Raw genomic sequence first — 17256 nt, forward strand, 5'->3', positions numbered from 1 at the left:
GCGACAGGAGACCCCGATGCCGGAGATGTCCGAAGAACTCGACCAGATCGCCATCGTCGGCATGGCCGGCCGCTTCCCCGGCGCCCCCGACGTCGACGCGTTCTGGAGGAACCTGGAGGAGGGCCGCGAGTCGATCGCCGTGCTCTCCGGGGAGGAGCTGCGCGCCTCCGGGGTGGACCCCGGGGTGTCCGGCCGTGACGGCTATGTGCCGGCCAAGGGCGTGCTGGAGGGCGCCGACCGCTTCGACGCGGCCTTCTTCGGCTACAGCCCGCGCGAGGCCGAGATCATGGACCCGCAGCACCGGGTGTTCCTGGAGTGCGCGTGGGAGGCCCTGGAGTCCGCGGGGTGCGTGCCGGAGGCGTTCGAGGGGCGGATCGGCGTGTTCGCCGGCGCCGGCCTGAACACCTACCTGCTGCACAACGTGACGGCCAACCGGCGGGTCTTCGACTCGGCGGGCCCGTACCAGACGATGCTGGCCTCGGACAAGGACTTCCTCGCCACCCGGGTCGCCTACAAGCTCGGCCTCACCGGCCCGGCGCTGAGCGTGCAGACCGCCTGTTCCACCTCGCTCACCGCGGTCCACCTGGCCTGCCAGAGCCTGCTCAACGGCGAGTGCGACCTCGCGCTGGCCGGCGGCGTCTCGATCGGCTCGCCGCTGGAGCAGGGCTACCAGTACGAGCCGGGCGGCATCCTCTCCCCCGACGGCCACTGCCGTCCGTTCGACGCGGCGGCCGGCGGGACGGTGCCGGGCAACGGCGCCGGCGTCGTGGTGCTGCGCCGGCTGGCCGATGCCCGCCGGGACGGCGACACCGTGGACGCCGTGGTGCTCGGCTCGGCCGTGAACAACGACGGCTCGCTGAAGGCCGGGTACACCGCGCCCAGCGTGGACGGGCAGGCCACGGTGATCGCCGAGGCGCTGGCGGTGGCCGGGGTGGAGGCCGGCTCGGTCGGCTACGTGGAGACGCACGGCACCGGCACCGCGCTCGGCGACCCGATCGAGATCGCCGCGCTCACCCGGGCGTTCCGGGAGTCCACGCAGGAGAGCGGCTTCTGCGCGATCGGCTCGGTGAAGGGCAACATCGGCCACCTGGACGCCGCCGCCGGGGTCGCCGCGCTGATCAAGGCGGTGCTCGCGCTGCGGCAGGAGGCGATCCCGCCGTCGCTGCACTTCACCAAGCCCAACCCCGAACTCGACCTGGAGTCCGGCCCGTTCTTCGTCAACGACCGGCTGCGGCCGTGGCCCCGGGGCGGCGGGCCGCGCCGGGCCGGGGTCAGCTCGTTCGGCATCGGCGGCACCAATGTGCACCTGGTGCTGGAGGAGGGCCCGGCCCCCGAGCCCGCCCCGCCCGCCCCGCCCGCGGGGCAGGACGGCACTCCGGTCGTGCTGCCGCTGTCCGGGCGGACGCCGGAGGCCCTCGTGCAGGGTGCCCGCCGGCTCGCCGACCACCTGGAGGCCCACCCGGCGACGCCGCCGGCCGACCTCGCCCACACCCTGGCCCACCACCGCCGCGCCTTCGCCCGGCGCCGCGCGGTGGCCGGCCGCGACCTGGCGGAGGCCGTCGCCGCGCTGCGCGCCGTGACCGCCGCCGGCACCACCGAGGCCGCCGAGCGGGCCCGGGTCGCCTTCCTGTTCCCCGGCCAGGGCACCCAGTACGTCGGCATGGCCCGCGGCCTGTACCGCCACGAGCCGGTGTTCACCGCCGAACTCGACCGCGCCGCGGAGCTGTTCGCCGCCGAGCTGGGCGAGGACCCGCGCGCGCTGCTGTTCCCCGCGCCCGGCCGGGCCGAGGCGGCCGAGGAGCGGCTGACCCGCACCGAGTTCGCCCAGCCCGCGCTGTTCCTGGTCGAGTACGCGCTGGCCCGCCACTGGGAGGCCCTGGGCGTGCGGCCGGGCGCCATGGCCGGCCACAGCGTCGGCGAGTACGTCGCCGCCTGTCTGGCCGACGTGTTCTCGCTGGAGGACGCGGTGCGCCTGGTCGCCGCCCGGGGCCGGCTGGTCCAGGCGATGCCCGCCGGGTCGATGCTCACCGTGTTCCTGGCCGAGGGCGCGCTCGCGCCGTGGCTGGACGCGGACCCCGCGCTCGCCGTGGCGGCGGTCAACTCCAGCGAGCTGAGCGTGGTCTCCGGTCCGGCCGGGGCGGTGGACGCCCTGGAGCACCGGCTCAAGGCCGCCGGCGTCGCCTGCCGCCGGCTGCACACCTCGCACGCCTTCCACTCCGCGGCCATGGACGGCGCGGTCGCCCCGCTGGTCGAGGCGGTCCGCGGGGTGCGGCTGAGCCCGCCGCGGATCCCGTTCTGCTCCAACGTCACCGGCACCTGGATCACCGACGAGGAGGCGACCAGCCCGGAGTACTGGGGCCGCCACCTGCGCGAGCCGGTCCGGTTCGCCGACGCGGCCGCGCTGCTGCTGGCCGATCCGTCCTGGGTGCTGCTGGAGGTCGGGCCGGGCCACACCCTCGGCGACTTCGTCCGCCGTCACCACGCCTGGCAGGAGGGCCGCACGGTGGCCGGCTCGCTGCGCCACCCGCAGGAGCGGGAGGACGACCGGGTCCGGCTGGCGCAGGCGCTGGGCGCGCTGTGGAGCGCCGGGGCGCCCGTCGACCCCGCCGCCCTCGCACCGGCCGGGGGCCGGGTGCTGCGGCTGCCCGGCTACGCCTTCCAGCGCGAGCGCTACTGGGTCGACCCGGACCCCGGCACCGCCGCCGCGCCGCAGCGCCCGGCCGGACCGGTGCCGCTGGAGGACTGGTTCCGCACGCCCGGCTGGAAGCGCCTCGGCCCGGCCGCCGCCCGGCCCGGCCGTGACGGCGGGGCACTGTGGGTGGTGCTCGGCGACGGCACCGCCCTCGGCGCCGCCCTCGCCGACCGGCTGGCCGGCGAGGGCGCGCCCGTGGTCCGGGTCGCCGCCGACGACGGCCCGTCCCGCACCGACGGCCTGCGCGTCCCCGGCCCGCACCGCCTCGGCGAGCACGCCTGGACGCTGGACCCGGCCGACCGCGCACAGCTCGCCGGACTGCTCGGCTCGCTGGACCTCCGGGGCGCCACGGCCCTGCGGCTGGTGCACGCCTTCAGCCTCGGTGACGACCCGTCCGAGGACGCCGCCGTCGACGAGGAGCGGCTGGCCGCGGCCCGCCGGCTCGGCCTGGACAGCCTGAGCGCCCTCGCCCAGGCCGTCGGGGACGCCCGCCCCGCCGTCCCGGTCACCGTCGACGTGCTCTGCCGCGGCGTGCACGCCGTCACCGGCGAGGAGGCGCTGCGCCCCGAGCAGGCCCTGCTGGCCGGCCCGTGCACCGTCCTGCCGCAGGAGCTGCCGGACACCGTCTGCCGGCTGCTGGACCTCACCGGCACCGACCCGGGCGACCCCGGCCGGGAGGCGGTGGCCGCGGTGCACGCGCTGCTGCTGCGCGAGCCCGCGGAGCGCGACCTCGCCCTGCGCGGGCGGCACTGGTGGGTCCGCGACTTCGACGCCCTGCCGCTGGCCGACGGCGACCGGGCGGCCGGCCGACCGGCGCAGCTGCGCGACGGCGGCGTCTACCTGGTCACCGGCGGGCTCGGCGGTGTCGGCCTGGCCCTCGCCGAGCAGCTGGCCGACGGCGCCGGGTCCCCCGTCCTCGCGCTGCTCGGGCGCTCCGGCTTCCCCGCCGAGGACACCTGGCAGGCCTGGCTGGAGGCGCACGGCGAGCAGGACCCGACCAGCGTCCGGATCCGCCGGCTGACCCGGCTGCGCGAGCGCGGCGCCAGGGTCGTGGTGCTGCGCGCCGACGTCACCGACGAGGCGCAGCTCGCCGCCCGGCTGGCCGCACTGCGCGAGCGGTTCGGCCCGTTGAACGGCGTGGTGCACGCCGCCGGGGCGCCGTCGGCCGGGATGCTGGCGCGCCGCACCCCGGAGCAGGCCGACGGCGTGCTGGCCGCGAAGACCCTCGGCACCCTGCTGCTGGACCGGCTCTGCGCGGACGACCCGCTGGACTTCCTGCTGCTCTGCTCCTCGGTCAGCGCCGTTCTCGGCGGCCCCGGCCAGAGCGACTACGGCGCGGCCAACGCCTTCCTGGACGCCTACGCCCAGTGGCGGCGCGGGCAGGGCCGGCCGGTGACCTCGCTCGGCTGGGGCACCTGGGAGGGCGTCGGCATGGCCGCCGGGCTCACCGCCGGGACCGGCGCGGCGGGCGCGGAGACCGGGCACCCGCTGCTGCGGCTGGTCCGCTCCGAGGGGACCACCCGGGTCTACGAGACGGTGCTGTCCACCGCGGACAGCTGGATCGTCGACGACCACCGGCTGATGGGCCACGGCCTGGTGCCGGGCACCGCCTACCTGGAGCTGGTCCGCGCCGCGCTCGCCGGCCAGGCGGGCGAGCGCGACATCGAGCTGCACGACGTGCTGTTCATGACGCCGGTGATCGTCCCCGACGGGCAGACCCGGACGGTGTACACCACCGTCGAGGAGCACGACGGCCGCACCCGGTTCACCGTCCGCAGCCGCCCCGGCGAGGGGGCGCCCTGGCGCGAGCACGCCGTCGGCTCGGCGTCGTTCCACGAGCGCGGCCCGGACACGGTGCGCGACCTGGCCGAGGTGGAGGCCCGCTGCGAGGTGACCGAGGTGCTGCGGACCGAGGAGGAGATCCGCCGCCGGCTGGGGGTGGAGCGCTTCGAGGAGGGCGGCGGCCCGCTGCAGTTCTGGTTCGGGCCGCGCTGGCAGGTGCTGGAGACCATCCGCACCGGCGGCCGGCGGATGCTCGCCACCCTGCGGCTGGACGACGCCTTCCTCGCCGACCTGGACGCCTACCCGCTGCACCCGGCGCTGCTCGACATGGCCGGCGGCGTGTTCCGGCTGCACGCCGAGGACCCGTACTACCTGCCGCTGACCTACCGGAGCCTGCGGATCCTGCACCCGCTGACCGGCACCGTGCACGTCGCGGTGGAGATCAGGCACCCCGCCGGGTCGACCGGCGAGACCCTCAGCTGCGACCTCGAACTGCTCGATCCCGACGGCCGGCTGCTGGTCCGGGTGGGCGACTTCACGGTCAAGCGGATCAATGACGTCGACGCCCTGCTGGAGCAGATCGCGCAGACCGTCGCCGAGGCCGAGGGCGCCGGTGCGGAGACCGCGGCCGCCGGGGACGGCGGTGACGCCGGGGACACCGGGACCGGCGCACGGCCCGCGGCCGCCGGGGCGCTCGCCGCGCTCGGCGAGGGCTTCACCGAGGAGGACGGCCGGGCGGCCTTCGCCCGGGTGCTGGCGCAGCCCGGACTCCCGGCCCACCTGGTGGTCACCCCGCAGGACTTCGAGGCGCTGCGCCGGCTGGCCCGCTCGATCACCCCGGCCCTGCTGGCCCGGGAGCTGGAGCAGCTGGCGCCGCTCGGCGGCAGCCACCCGCGCCCGGACCTGGCGACGCCGTTCGTGGCGCCCGCCACCGAGCAGGAGGAGGCCGTCGCGGCGCTGTGGCGGGAGGTGCTGGGCGTCGAGGAGGTCGGCGTGAACGACGACTTCTTCGCCCTGGGCGGCCACTCGCTGGCCGCCGTGCAGATCAACACCCGGATCCAGGGCCGCTTCGGGACCGAGCTCGACCTGCGGGACTTCTTCCAGTCCCCCACCGTCGCGCACACCGTCCAGCTGCTGGCCGGGGGCGGCGGGGACGCCGAGGACGCCATCGAGGCGATCAGCCGCGACGCCTCCGTCGAACTCGGCGCCCTCGACGGCGAGGACGGCCCGGACGGCGCCGGCGGCCCCGGCGGCCCGGACGGGTTCGGCGACCTCGACGCCGACGACCTCGACGGCCTGTCGGACGACGAGGTGGAGGCCCGGCTGCAGGCCCTGCTGGCCGAGGAGTCCGCCGGACAGGGGGACCAGGAATGAGCACCCGCGACACACACGAGGACGGACGCGCGATGACCACCCCCGACCCGGCGACCCTGTCCGCCGCCGAGAAGCGGGCCCTGCTCGCCGAGCGCCTGCGCCGCAAGCAGGCCGCCGCCCAGCCCCGCCGGCACCGGTTCCCGGCCTCCTTCCCGCAGCAGCGGATGTGGTTCCTGGACCAGCTGACGCCCGGTGACACCGCCTACAACGTCTGCGGCGCCACCCGGATCCGCGGGCCGCTCGACCTGGAGCTGTGGCGGCGCGCCGTCTCCGCGATCGCCCGCCGCCACGAGGCGCTGCGCACCACCTTCCGGGCGGTGGACGGCGAGCCGGTGCAGGTGGTCACCGAGGGCGCCGAGCCGGAGTTCGCCGTCGTCGCCTGCGAGCACCTGGCCGGCCCGGACGGCGAGGAGGGCATCAGGGCCCTGGCCCGGGAGGAGTTCGCCCGCCCCTTCGACCTCGCCACCGGCCCGCTGGTGCGGATGCGCTTCCTGCGGCTGGCCGCCGACGAGCACGTCCTGCTGCTGACCATCCACCACATCGCCGGCGACCTCTGGTCCACCTCGGTGTTCCTGGACGAGCTGGTCACGCTCTACGGCGGGTACGCCTCCGGCACCGAGGCCGTGCTGCCCGCGCTGCCGATCCAGTACGCCGACTACGCGGTGTGGCAGCGCAAGCGGCTGGACGGCGACGGCGCGGCGGCCGACCTCGCCTACTGGACCGAGGCCCTCGCCGGCGCCCCGGCCGCCCTGGAGCTGCCCGCCGACCGGCCCCGGCCCGCCGTGCGCACCACCCGTGGCGGCTCGCGCCCGTTCGCCCTGTCCGCGCCGGTCATGGACCGGGTGCGGGAGTTCAGCCGGGCCGAGGGCGTCACCCCGTTCATGACGCTGCTCGCGGCCTTCCAGGTGCTGCTGCACCGCTACACCCGGGAGGAGGACGTCGTCGTCGGCGTGCCGGTCGCCAACCGGGGGCGCCCCGAGGTCGAGCGGCTGATCGGCTACTTCGCCAACATGCTGGCGCTGCGCACCGACCTGTCGGGCGCGCCGTCCTTCCGGGAGCTGCTGGCCCGGGTGCGGCCGGCCTGCCTGGGTGCCTTCGCCCACCAGGAGCTGCCGTTCGAGCGGCTGGTCGAGGAGCTGCACCCGCAGCGCGACCTCTCCCGCACCCCGGTCTTCCAGGTCTCCTTCGTCTTCCAGAACATCGCGATGCCCTCCTTCGACGTGGCGGGGCTGCACCTGGAGCCGATGGAGGTGGAGAGCGACACCGCCCGCTTCGACCTGGAGCTCCAGGTCTTCGACCGCCCCGAGGGCCTGAGCGGGCGCTTCGAGTACAACAGCGACCTGTTCGAGGCGGCCACCGTCGACCAGCTGGCCGGCCATCTGCGGCTGCTGGTCGAGCAGTTGCTCGCCGACCCGGACCGCCCGGTCGGCGAGGTGCCGCTGCTCGCGCCGGACGAGGAGCGGGCGCTGCGCGAGCGGGGCAACGACACCCGCCGGCAGTGGCCCGACTCGGGCCCGGTCCACCACCGGTTCGCCGAGCGGGCCGCCCGCACCCCCGGCGCCGAGGCGGTGCGCTGCGGCGCCGAGGCCCTGACCTACGCCGAGCTGGACGACCGGTCCGCCCGGCTGGCCCACCGGCTGCGCCGCCACGGCGTCGGCCGCGACGTCCTGGTCGGCGTCTGCACCGAGCGCTCGGTCGACCTGGTGGTGGCGCTGCTGGCGGTGCTCAGGGCGGGCGGCGCCTTCGTGCCGCTGGACCCGGAGTTCCCGCCGGAGCGGATCGCCTTCATGCTGGCCGACTCCGGGCTGCCGGTGCTGCTGACCCAGCGTCCGGTGGCCGGGCGGCTGCCCGCCGGGGGCGCCGAGGTGCTCTGCCTGGACGAGCTGCGCGAGGAGCTCGCCACCGAGCCGGCCGGCGACCCCGGCGCCCCGGTGGACGAGGGCGACCTCGCCTACGTGATCTACACCTCCGGCTCCACCGGGCGGCCGAAGGGCGTGCAGGTCCCGCACCGGGCGCTGACCAACTTCCTGTACGCGATGGGCGAGCGGCCCGGCCTGACGGCGGACGACACCCTGCTCGCGGTCACCACGCACTCCTTCGACATCTCGCTGCTGGAGCTGTTGCTGCCGCTGGTGCAGGGCGCCCGGGTGGTGGTCGCCGAGCGTTCCTCGGCCGCCGACGGCGAGCGGCTGTCGCGGCTGCTGGCCGCCTCCGGGGCGAGCGTCATGCAGGCGACCCCGTCCACCTGGCGGATGCTGCTGGACGCGGGCTGGCGGGGCGCGCCGGGCCTGAAGGTGCTGGCCGGCGGCGAGGCGCTGCCCGAGGACCTCGCCCGGCGGCTGCTGGCCGGCGGCGTGGAGCTGTGGAACATGTACGGGCCGACCGAGACCACCATCTGGTCGGCGGTGGCCGAGGTGGGCGAGGGCCCGGTCTCGATCGGCGCGCCGATCGCCAACACCGAGCTGCACGTGCTGGACGAGCGCGGCCGGCTGGTGCCCCCCGGGGTGCCCGGGGAGCTGACCATCGGCGGCGCGGGGCTGGCCCGGGGCTACCTGGGCCGGCCGGAGCTGACGGCCGAGCGGTTCGTCCGGCACCCCTTCGACCCGGACCCGGCGGCCCGGCTGTACCGCACCGGGGACCTGGTGCGCCGCCGCCGCGACGGCGGCATCGAGTTCCTGGGGCGGCTGGACCACCAGGTGAAGCTGCGCGGCTTCCGGATCGAGCTGGGCGAGATCGAGAGCGAACTGGCCGCCCATCCGGAGGTCGGCCACGCGGTGGTGACGGTCCGTGAGGACGTTCCCGGGGACCAGCGGCTGGTGGCGTACGTGGTGCCGGCCGCCGACGCCGGCGCCGCTCCGGCGCAGGAGTGGCCCGACCAGGTCGACGAGTGGCGCCGGATCTGGGACACCGCCTACGACGAGCCGAAGGACGCCCCGGCGCCCGAGGCGGCCCCGATCCCCGCCGAGGACCTGCGCGGCTGGAACAGCAGCTACACCGGCGAGCCGATCCCGGCCGCCGAGATGCGCGAGTGGGCCGACCGCACCGCCGAGCGGGTGCTCGCCCTGCGCCCGCGCTCGGTGCTGGAGATCGGCTGCGGCACCGGTCTGATCCTCCAGCGGGTCGCCCCGCACACCGAGCGCTACTGGGGCACCGACATCTCGGAGGTCGCCCTGGACGGCCTGCGCCCGGTGGTCGACGCCGCCGCCGGGGCCTTCGGCGAGGTCGCCCTGCACGCCTGCCCCGCCGACCGGCTGGACCGGCTGCCCGAGCGGCTCTTCGACGTCGTCGTGCTCAACTCGGTGGTCCAGTACTTCCCCGACGAGCGCTATCTGCTGCGGGTCGTCGAGGGCGCGCTGGCCCGGCTGGCCCCGGGCGGCTCGCTGTTCCTCGGCGACATCCGCAGCCTGCCGCTGCTGAGCGCCTTCCACCTCTCGGTGCAGCTGGCGCACGCCGAACCCGGCCTGCCCGGCGCCGAGTTGCTCGCCCGGGTGGGCCGCCGGGTGGAGGAGGACGAGGAGCTGGTCCTCGACCCCGCGCTGTTCACCGCCCTGCCGCGGCGCTTCCCGGCGATCGACGAGGTCCGGGTGCTGCCCAAGCGGGCCGCCGCCGCCAACGAGCTGAACCGCTTCCGCTACGACGTCGTGCTCACCACCGGCGATCCCGCCTCCGGACCGGCCACCGCACCCTGCGCCGAGTGGCTGGACTGGACGGCCGAGGGCCTGAGCGTGGCGGCGCTGCGCGAGCGGCTGACCACCGAACGCCCCGCGCTGCTCGCCGTGCGCGACGTGCCCAACGCCCGGGTGCGCGACCTCGCCGACACCCTCGGGCAGCTGGCGCAGGACGGCGGCGCCCCGGCGGCGGACCGCCCGGAGGCGGTCGACCCCGAGGAGCTGTGGTCCCTCGCCGACGCCACCGGCTACCGGATCGACCTCGACTGGTCCGGCCACGGCCCCGACGGCGCGCTCACCCTGGTCGCCCGCCGGACCGGCGCCGACGGCACGCCCGCGCTCGGCCTGCCGCGCCTCGCCGAGGTGCCGGCGAAGGAGCCGGACTGGGGCCGCCACGTCAGCGGCACCCGCCGCCGGCTGGCCCGCCGGCTCGTCCCGGTGCTGCGCACCGCCCTGGCCGCACGCCTGCCCGCCTACATGGTCCCCTCCGCCTACGTCCTGCTCGACGCCCTGCCGCTGACCCCCAACGGCAAGACCGACCGCAAGGCGCTGCCCGCCCCCGACGGCGAGCGCCGCGACCTCGCCGCCGCGTACGTCGCCCCGCGCGACGAGCGCGAGGAGGCGCTGTGCGCGCTGTTCGCCAAGGTGCTCGGGGTGCCGGCGGTCGGCGTCCACGACAGCTTCTTCGACCTGGGCGGCCACTCCCTGCTCGCGACCCGGCTGGTCTCCCAGATCCGCTCCGCGCTGGGCGCCGAGGTGCAGGTCCGGGCGCTGTTCGAGACCCCGACGGTGGCGGGCCTGGCCCGGCACCTGGCCGGCGAGGGCCCCGGGGGCGCCGAGGCCGCGCCGCCGCGCCCGGCCCTGGTGCCCGGGCCCCGGCCCGCCGAACTGCCGCTGTCCTTCGCGCAGCGCCGGCTCTGGTTCCTGGACCGGATGCAGGGCCCCTCCGCCACCTACAACATCCCGATGGCGGTGCGCCTGAGCGGGCCGCTGGATGCCGCCGCGCTGCGCGCCGCGCTCGCCGACGTGGTCGAGCGGCACGAGGCGCTGCGCACCGTCTTCCCCGACACCGCCGGTGTCCCGCGCCAGCACGTGCTCGGCCCCGACGCCGGACGCGCCGTGCTGACCGTCACCGAGGTGCCCGAGGCCGACGCGGCGCCCGCCGTGGAGGCCGCCGCCCGCCACCGCTTCGACCTGGCGCGCGAACTGCCGGTGCACGCCGAGCTGCTGGTGCACGGCCCGCAGCGGCAGACCCTGGTCCTGGTGGTGCACCACATCGCCGCCGACGGCTGGTCCGTCGCCCTGCTCGGACGCGACCTGGCCACCGCCTACGCCGCCCGCCGGGACGGCCGCGCGGCCCGCTGGGCGCCGCTGCCCGTCCAGTACGCCGACTACACCTTGTGGCAGCGCCGGCTGCTCGGCGACCAGGACGACCCGGACAGCACCTGGAACCGGCAGCTCGCCCACTGGCGCCGGGCGCTGGAGGGCCTGCCGGAGCGGATCGCGCTGCCCGCCGACCGTCCGCACCCCGCCTCGGCGAGCCAGCGCGGCGGCACCGTCGCGCTGCGCTGGGACGCCGCGCTGCACTCCGCCGTCGCCGAGCTCGCCCGGCGGCACGACGCCAGCGAGTTCATGGTCGTGCACGCCGCCCTGGCCGCGCTGCTGCACCGGCTGGGCGCCGGGGACGACGTCCCGGTCGGCGCGACCGTCGCCGGGCGCACCGACGCCGCCACCGAGGAGCTGGTCGGCTTCTTCGTCAACACCCTGGTGCTGCGGGTCTCCCTCGCGGGCCGCCCGACCTTCCGGGAGCTGCTGGCGCAGGTCCGCGAGCGCGGCCTGGACGCCTACGCCCACCAGGAGGTCCCCTTCGAGTTCCTGGTGGACGCGCTGCGGCCCGCCCGCTCCACCGCGCACCACCCGCTGTTCCAGGTGATGCTGGCCTGGCAGAACGTCCCCGACGCGGTGCTCGGCCTGCCGGGCCTGGCGGAGGAGGTCGTGCCGGTGGACACCGGCGGCGCCCGGATGGACCTGGTGTTCTCGCTGACCGGCCGGCGCACGCCGGGCGACGGCGCCCCGGCCGGGATCGACGGCGTCGTCGAGTACAACGCCGACGTGTTCGACCCGGCGACGGTGGAGCTGCTGGCCGAGCGGCTGCGCCGGATGCTGCTGGCGGTCTGCGCGGCGCCGGAGCGCCCGGTCGGCGAGGTGGAACTGCTCGCCCCCGAGGAGCGGCGGCAGCTGCTGACGGACTGGAACGGCGCGGCCGGGGCCCCGGCCGCCACGCTCCCCGCGCTGTTCGAGGCGCAGGCGGCCCGCACCCCGCGGCGGCTCGCGGTGCTGGACGCCGAGCGGAAGCTGACGTACGCGCAGCTGGAGGCGGAGGCCAACCGGCTGGCCCGGCTGCTGATCGGCCTCGGCGCGGGCCCGGAGCGGCCGGTGGCGGTGGCGCTGGCGCGCTCGGCCGCCTCGGTGGTGGCGATGCTGGCCGTGGTCAAGGCGGGCTCGGTCTACCTGCCCGTGGACCCGGACTACCCGGCGCAGCGGATCGCCTTCCTGCTCCAGGACGCCCGCCCGGTGCTGCTGCTGACGGCCGGCGAGGCCGCCGGGGCGCTGCCGGCCACCGACGTCCCGGTGCTGCGGCTGGACGCCCCGCGGACGGCGGCCGAGCTCGCCGCCCTCCCCGCGACGGCGCCGTCGGACGCCGACCGCACCGGTCCGCTGACCCCGGCGAACGCCGCGTACGTCATCCACACCTCGGGCTCCACCGGCACGCCCAAGGGCGTGGTGGTCACCCACACCGGCCTCGCGGGCCTGGTCGCCGCCCAGCGCGAGGGCTTCGGGCTGGACGAGGACAGCCGGGTGCTGCAGTTCGCCTCGCCGAGCTTCGACGCCTCGGTGGCGGAGCGCTGCGACGCGCTGCTGACCGGCGCCACGCTGGTCGTCGTGCCCAAGGAGGAGCTGCTCCCGGGCGAGCCGCTGGCCCGCACCTGCGAGCGGTACGGGGTGACCAATGTGACGCTGCCGCCCAGCGTGCTGGCCGCCGTGCCGCAGGGCGGGCTGCCCGCCGGGCTGTCGCTGGTGGTGGCGGGCGAGTCCTGCCCCGCCGCGCTGGCCGACCGCTGGTCGGCGCACGGGCGGATGGTCAACGCCTACGGCCCGACCGAGACCACGGTGTGCGCCACCCTGACCGGGCCGCTGGCGCCCGGCGGGGGCGTTCCGCCGGTGGGCCGGCCGGTCGCCGGCGCCCGGGTGTACGTGCTGGACGAGGAGCTGCGGCCGGTGCCGCCCGGCGTGCCCGGCGAGCTGTTCGTCGCGGGCGCCGGGCTGGCCCGGGGCTACCTGGGCCGCCCCGGTCTGACGGCCCGCCGCTTCCTGGCGGACCCGTACGGGGAGCCGGGCACCCGGATGTACCGCACCGGGGACCTGGTGCGGTGGCGGGCCGACGGCCAGCTGGACTTCCTGGGCCGCACCGACCACCAGGTGAAGGTGCGGGGCTTCCGGATCGAGCTGGGCGAGATCGAGTCCGCGCTCGGCGCCCTGCCGGAGGTGGCGCAGGCGGTGGCGGCGGTCCGCGAGGACCAGCCGGGCCGGCGCGCCCTGGCGGGCTACGTGGTCCCCCGGCCGGGGGCGGCGCCGGACCCGGCGGCGCTGCGGGCCGCGCTGGCCGCCCAGCTGCCGCCGTACCTGGTGCCGGCCGCGGTGGTGGTGCTCGCGGAGCTGCCGCTGACCGCCAACGGCAAGGTGGACCGGGAGCGGCTGCCGGCGCCGGAGTTCACCGCGGCCGCCGGTTCCGGCCGCCCGCGCACGGCGGCCGAGGAGACGCTCTGCGCGATCTACGCCGAGGTGCTGGGGCTGGCGGAGGTCGGCACCGGGGACGGCTTCTTCGACCTCGGCGGCGACAGCATCCAGGCGATCCAGGTGGTCTCCCAGGCCCGTACGGCCGGGCTGGTGATCGGCGCCCGCGACGTGTTCGCCCACCCGTCGGTGGCCGAGCTGGCGGCGGTGGCCGTCCGCGCGGAGGACGCGGCGGACGCCGAGGACGTCGGGACGGGCGAGATCGCCCCCACCCCGATCACCGAGTGGCTGCGCGACCTGGACCTGCCCGCCGAGGAGTGGGGGCGGTTCAGCCAGGAGGCCGTGCTCGCCGTGCCGCCGGCCGGGGAGCTGGACCTGCCGCGGCTCGCCGCGGTGGTGCAGGCGCTGGCCGACCACCACGACGTGCTGCGCTCCCGGCTGGACACCCGGGCCGACGGCCGCTGGGTGCTGCAGGCCGGACCGGCCGGTTCGGTGCGGGTCGCGGACCACCTGCTGCGGGTGGACGCCGAGGGCCTCGACGCGGACGGGCTGCGGGCACTGACCGCGCGACAGGCCGCCGCCGCGCGGCGCCGGCTGGACCCGCGGGCCGGGGTGATGCTCCAGGCGGTCTGGCTGGACGCCGGGGCGCACCGTCCCGGACGGCTGCTGCTGGTGCTGCACCACCTGGTGGTGGACGGGGTGTCCTGGCGGATCCTGCTGCCCGATCTGCGGGCCGCCGGCGAGGCGGTGCTCGCGCAGCGGCCGGTGGTGCTCGCCCCGGTGGGCACCTCGGTGCGCCGCTGGGCCGGCCTGCTGGCCGAGGAGGCCGCCGATCCGCGGCGCGTGGCCGAACTCCCGGCCTGGCAGCGGCTGCTGTCGGACACGCCGGCGCTGCTGCCGGCCGGCCCGGAGCCGGCCGGGGGAACGGGCCGGCTGGTCCTCACCCTGCCGGCCGGGGCCACCGCCGCGCTGCTCACCACCGCACCCGGCGCCTTCCACACCGGCGTGCAGGACGTGCTGCTGGCCGCGTTCGGCATCGCCCTGGAGGAGTGGCGCCGCCGCCGCGCCCCCGGGCGGGCGCCGGAGGGCGGGGTGCTGGTGTCCGTGGAGAACCACGGGCGTCAGGAGGACCTCGCGGACGGGGTCGACCTGTCGCGCACGGTGGGCTGGTTCACCAGCGTCCAGCCGGTGCGCCTGGCGGCCGGCCCGCTCGACTGGCCGCAGGTCGAGGCCGCCGGGCCCGAACTGGCCGCCGCCGTGGTCCGGATCAGGGAGCAGCTGGCCGCCCTGCCCGGGGACGGCCTGGGCCACGGCCTGCTGCGCCGGCTCAACCCGGAGACCGCCGCGGCGCTGGCCGCGCTGCCGGCCCCGCAGGTGGCGTTCAACTACCTGGGGCGCTTCGCCGACGCCGGTCCGGAGGCCCTCTGGGCGCCGGTCACCGCCGACGCGGCGCTCGCCCTCGGCGCCACCGGCACCGAGGACGACGCGCCGGCCGGACTGCGGACCCACCCGGTGGAGCTCAACGCCGTCACCTACGACGGCCCCGACGGCCCGTGCCTGGCGGCCGGCTGGACCTGGGCGCGGGGGGTGCTGGACGAGTCCGCGGTGCGCGAGCTGGCCGAGACGTGGTTCGCCGCCCTGACGGCCGTGGCGGCCTGCGCCGCCCTGCCGGACGCCGGCGGCCCGGTGCCCGTCCGCCCGGCGGCGCGGCCCCGGCGCCGCGGCCGCCCGGCCGGGCGCGGCGGCAGCGTCCCGCGGGCCGACCGCACCGGCGGCGTGCCGCTCTCCTTCGCCCAGCTGGACATCATGCACCAGCCGGTCGACCCGGAGGCCTCGCACCACAACGTCATCACCGCCACGGTGCTCACCGGCACCCTCGACCCGGCGGCGCTGCGCGACAGCCTGGACGCGATCGTGGCCCGTCACGAGGCGCTGCGCACCCGGATCGTCGAGGACGGCGCCGGTTCCTGGCGCCAGCTGGCCGACCCGGCGGGCGGCTGGCCGCTGACCGCCGTGGACCTGAGCGGCGAGCCCGAGGGGGCCAGGACCGAGGCGCTGCGACGGCTGGTCGAGGCCGAGGTGGACCGCCCGTTCCGGCTGGCCGAGGGCCCGTTGGTGCGCGGCACCCTGGTGACCACCGGACCGGACACCTGGGTCCTGGTGCTGGTGCTGCACCACATCGTGGTCGACCTCTGGTCGTACGCGCTGCTCGGCCGCGAGCTGGGCGAGCTGTACGCCGCCCGGGTGCTGGGCCGCGAGCCCCGGCTGCCCGAGCCGGCGCTCCAGTACCCGGACTGGGCGGCCTGGCAGCGGCGGCGGCTGGCCGACGGCGAGCTCGACGAGCACGTCGCCCACTGGGAGCGGCTGCTGACGGACCTGCCGGAGCTGCCGCGCTTCGAGGCGCCCGAGCACCAGAAGGCCGGCGCCGTCGAGGGCTACACCAGCGGCTTCGTGCTGGAGCCCGAGGTCACTGCGGCGCTGAAGGAGGCCGCGCAGCGCGAGGGCACCACGCTGTTCATGCTGCTGCTGACCGCCTTCCACCTGCTGCTGCAGAGCTACGCGCAGGAGGGCGCCGGCACCGACCTCGCGGTGGGCTTCCCGCTGGCGGGCCGGGAGCATCCGCAGACCGAGCAGATGATCGGCTTCTTCATCAACCCGGTCGTGGTCCGCCCCCGCCCGGCCGGCGACGCCACCGTCCGCGACCTGGTCACCGCCGTGCGGGCGGGCGTCCTGGACGCCCATCTGCACCAGGAGGTCCCGCTGCGGTGGCTGCGCCGGGACGCCGGGGAGGACCGCAACCCGCTGCGGCTGCTGTTCAACCTGCTCAACGTCGCGGGTGACCCGCTGGACCTGCACGGCCTGAGCGCGGCGCCGCTGAACCTCAACGTCGGCGACGCGGAGGTGATCCCGGAGCTGATCACCGAGATGCGCCCGCACAACGCCGACCTCTACCTGATGATGCACGAGTCCGACGCCGGGCTGCGCGGCCTGTGGCTGTACGCGCCGGACCGGATCGACCCGCGCTCGATGGCCGCCATGACGCGCCAGTGGCCGGCCGTCCTGGACCTGCTGACCGGCGAGCCCGACCTCCCGCTCGCCGAGCTGCGCCGCCGCGTGCGGCAGCGTCCCGCCTCCTGACCCCCGCCCGTTCACCCTCCCCTCCCCGAAAGGCACGCCATGCACCGCACGGCCACCCCCGTCGCGCTGATCACCGGCGGCACCCGCGGCATCGGCCGCGCCACCGCCCTGCGGCTGGCCGAGGACGGCTACGACGTCGCCCTGTGCTACAGCAGCGACGCCGAGTCCGCCCGCACCCTGGAGAAGGAACTGCGGGACCTCGGCCGCGCCGTCTACGTCCGCCGCACCGACGTGGCCGACGCCGCCGCCGTCCGCGAACTGGTCGACGGGGCCGAGGACGCCCTCGGCCCCGTCACCGCCCTGGTCGCCTCGGCGGCGATCCTGCGCGACACCCCGCTGCTGCTGATGGAGGACCAGGACTGGCACGACGTCCTCCAGGTCAACCTGAGCGGCGTCTACCACGCCTGCCGCGCCGTGATCGACGGCATGGCGCTGCGCCGCCACGGCGCCATCGTCACGCTGTCCTCCGTCGCCGGGGTCTGCGGCAACCCCGGCCAGACCAACTACGCGGCCACCAAGGCCGGCATCATCGGCTTCACCCGCTCGCTCGCCCAGGAGGTCGGGCGCTACGGCATCCGCGCCAACGTGGTCGCGCCCGGCTACATCGACACCGATCTGGTCGCCGAGCTCCCGGAGGAGGCCGTCGAGCAGTCCCTCGACCAGGTCGCCCTGCGCCGCCTCGGCCGCCCCGAGGAGGTCGCCGACCTGGTGGCCTTCCTGCTCTCCGACCGGGCGAGCTACCTCACCGGCGAGGTCGTCCGCATCGACGGCGGCTTCCGCTGACCCCCTTCCCCCCTCTGGAGCCCC

Annotated in this window: 3 protein-coding genes; all 3 read left to right on the plus strand. The window is 77.1% G+C overall.

What is annotated here, in order from left to right:
• The first annotated feature begins 16 nt into the window (after positions 1-16).
• The 3 genes from ACF1AK_RS21235 to fabG are packed head-to-tail and all read left to right on the plus strand — an operon-like array spanning position 17 to position 17232.
• Positions 17-5848 (plus strand): SDR family NAD(P)-dependent oxidoreductase, encoded by a 5832-nt coding sequence (locus tag ACF1AK_RS21235; protein ID WP_391500362.1) that lies wholly within the window; start codon positions 17-19, stop codon positions 5846-5848.
• Positions 5849-5880: 32 nt separating this feature from the next.
• Positions 5881-16449: an amino acid adenylation domain-containing protein gene (locus tag ACF1AK_RS21240; protein WP_391500363.1), complete on the plus strand. Its 10569-nt coding sequence runs from the start codon at positions 5881-5883 to the stop codon at positions 16447-16449.
• Positions 16450-16488: 39 nt separating this feature from the next.
• Positions 16489-17232 carry a 3-oxoacyl-ACP reductase FabG gene (fabG, locus tag ACF1AK_RS21245; protein WP_391500364.1) on the plus strand — a complete coding sequence of 248 codons (744 nt, stop codon included), beginning with the start codon at positions 16489-16491 and terminating at the stop codon, positions 17230-17232.
• Positions 17233-17256: the final 24 nt, after the last annotated feature.

It is taken from the genome of Kitasatospora sp. NPDC015120 (assembly GCF_043080305.1).
GTDB lineage: Bacteria > Actinomycetota > Actinomycetes > Streptomycetales > Streptomycetaceae > Kitasatospora.

Excerpts from the sequence above, each read along its gene's own strand:
- ACF1AK_RS21240 (WP_391500363.1), top strand. The coding sequence starts at position 5,881 with ATGACCACCCCCGACCCGGCGACCCTGTCCGCCGCCGAGAAGCGGGCC.
- fabG (WP_391500364.1), top strand. The coding sequence starts at position 16,489 with ATGCACCGCACGGCCACCCCCGTCGCGCTGATCACCGGCGGCACCCGC.
- ACF1AK_RS21235 (WP_391500362.1), top strand. The coding sequence starts at position 17 with ATGCCGGAGATGTCCGAAGAACTCGACCAGATCGCCATCGTCGGCATG.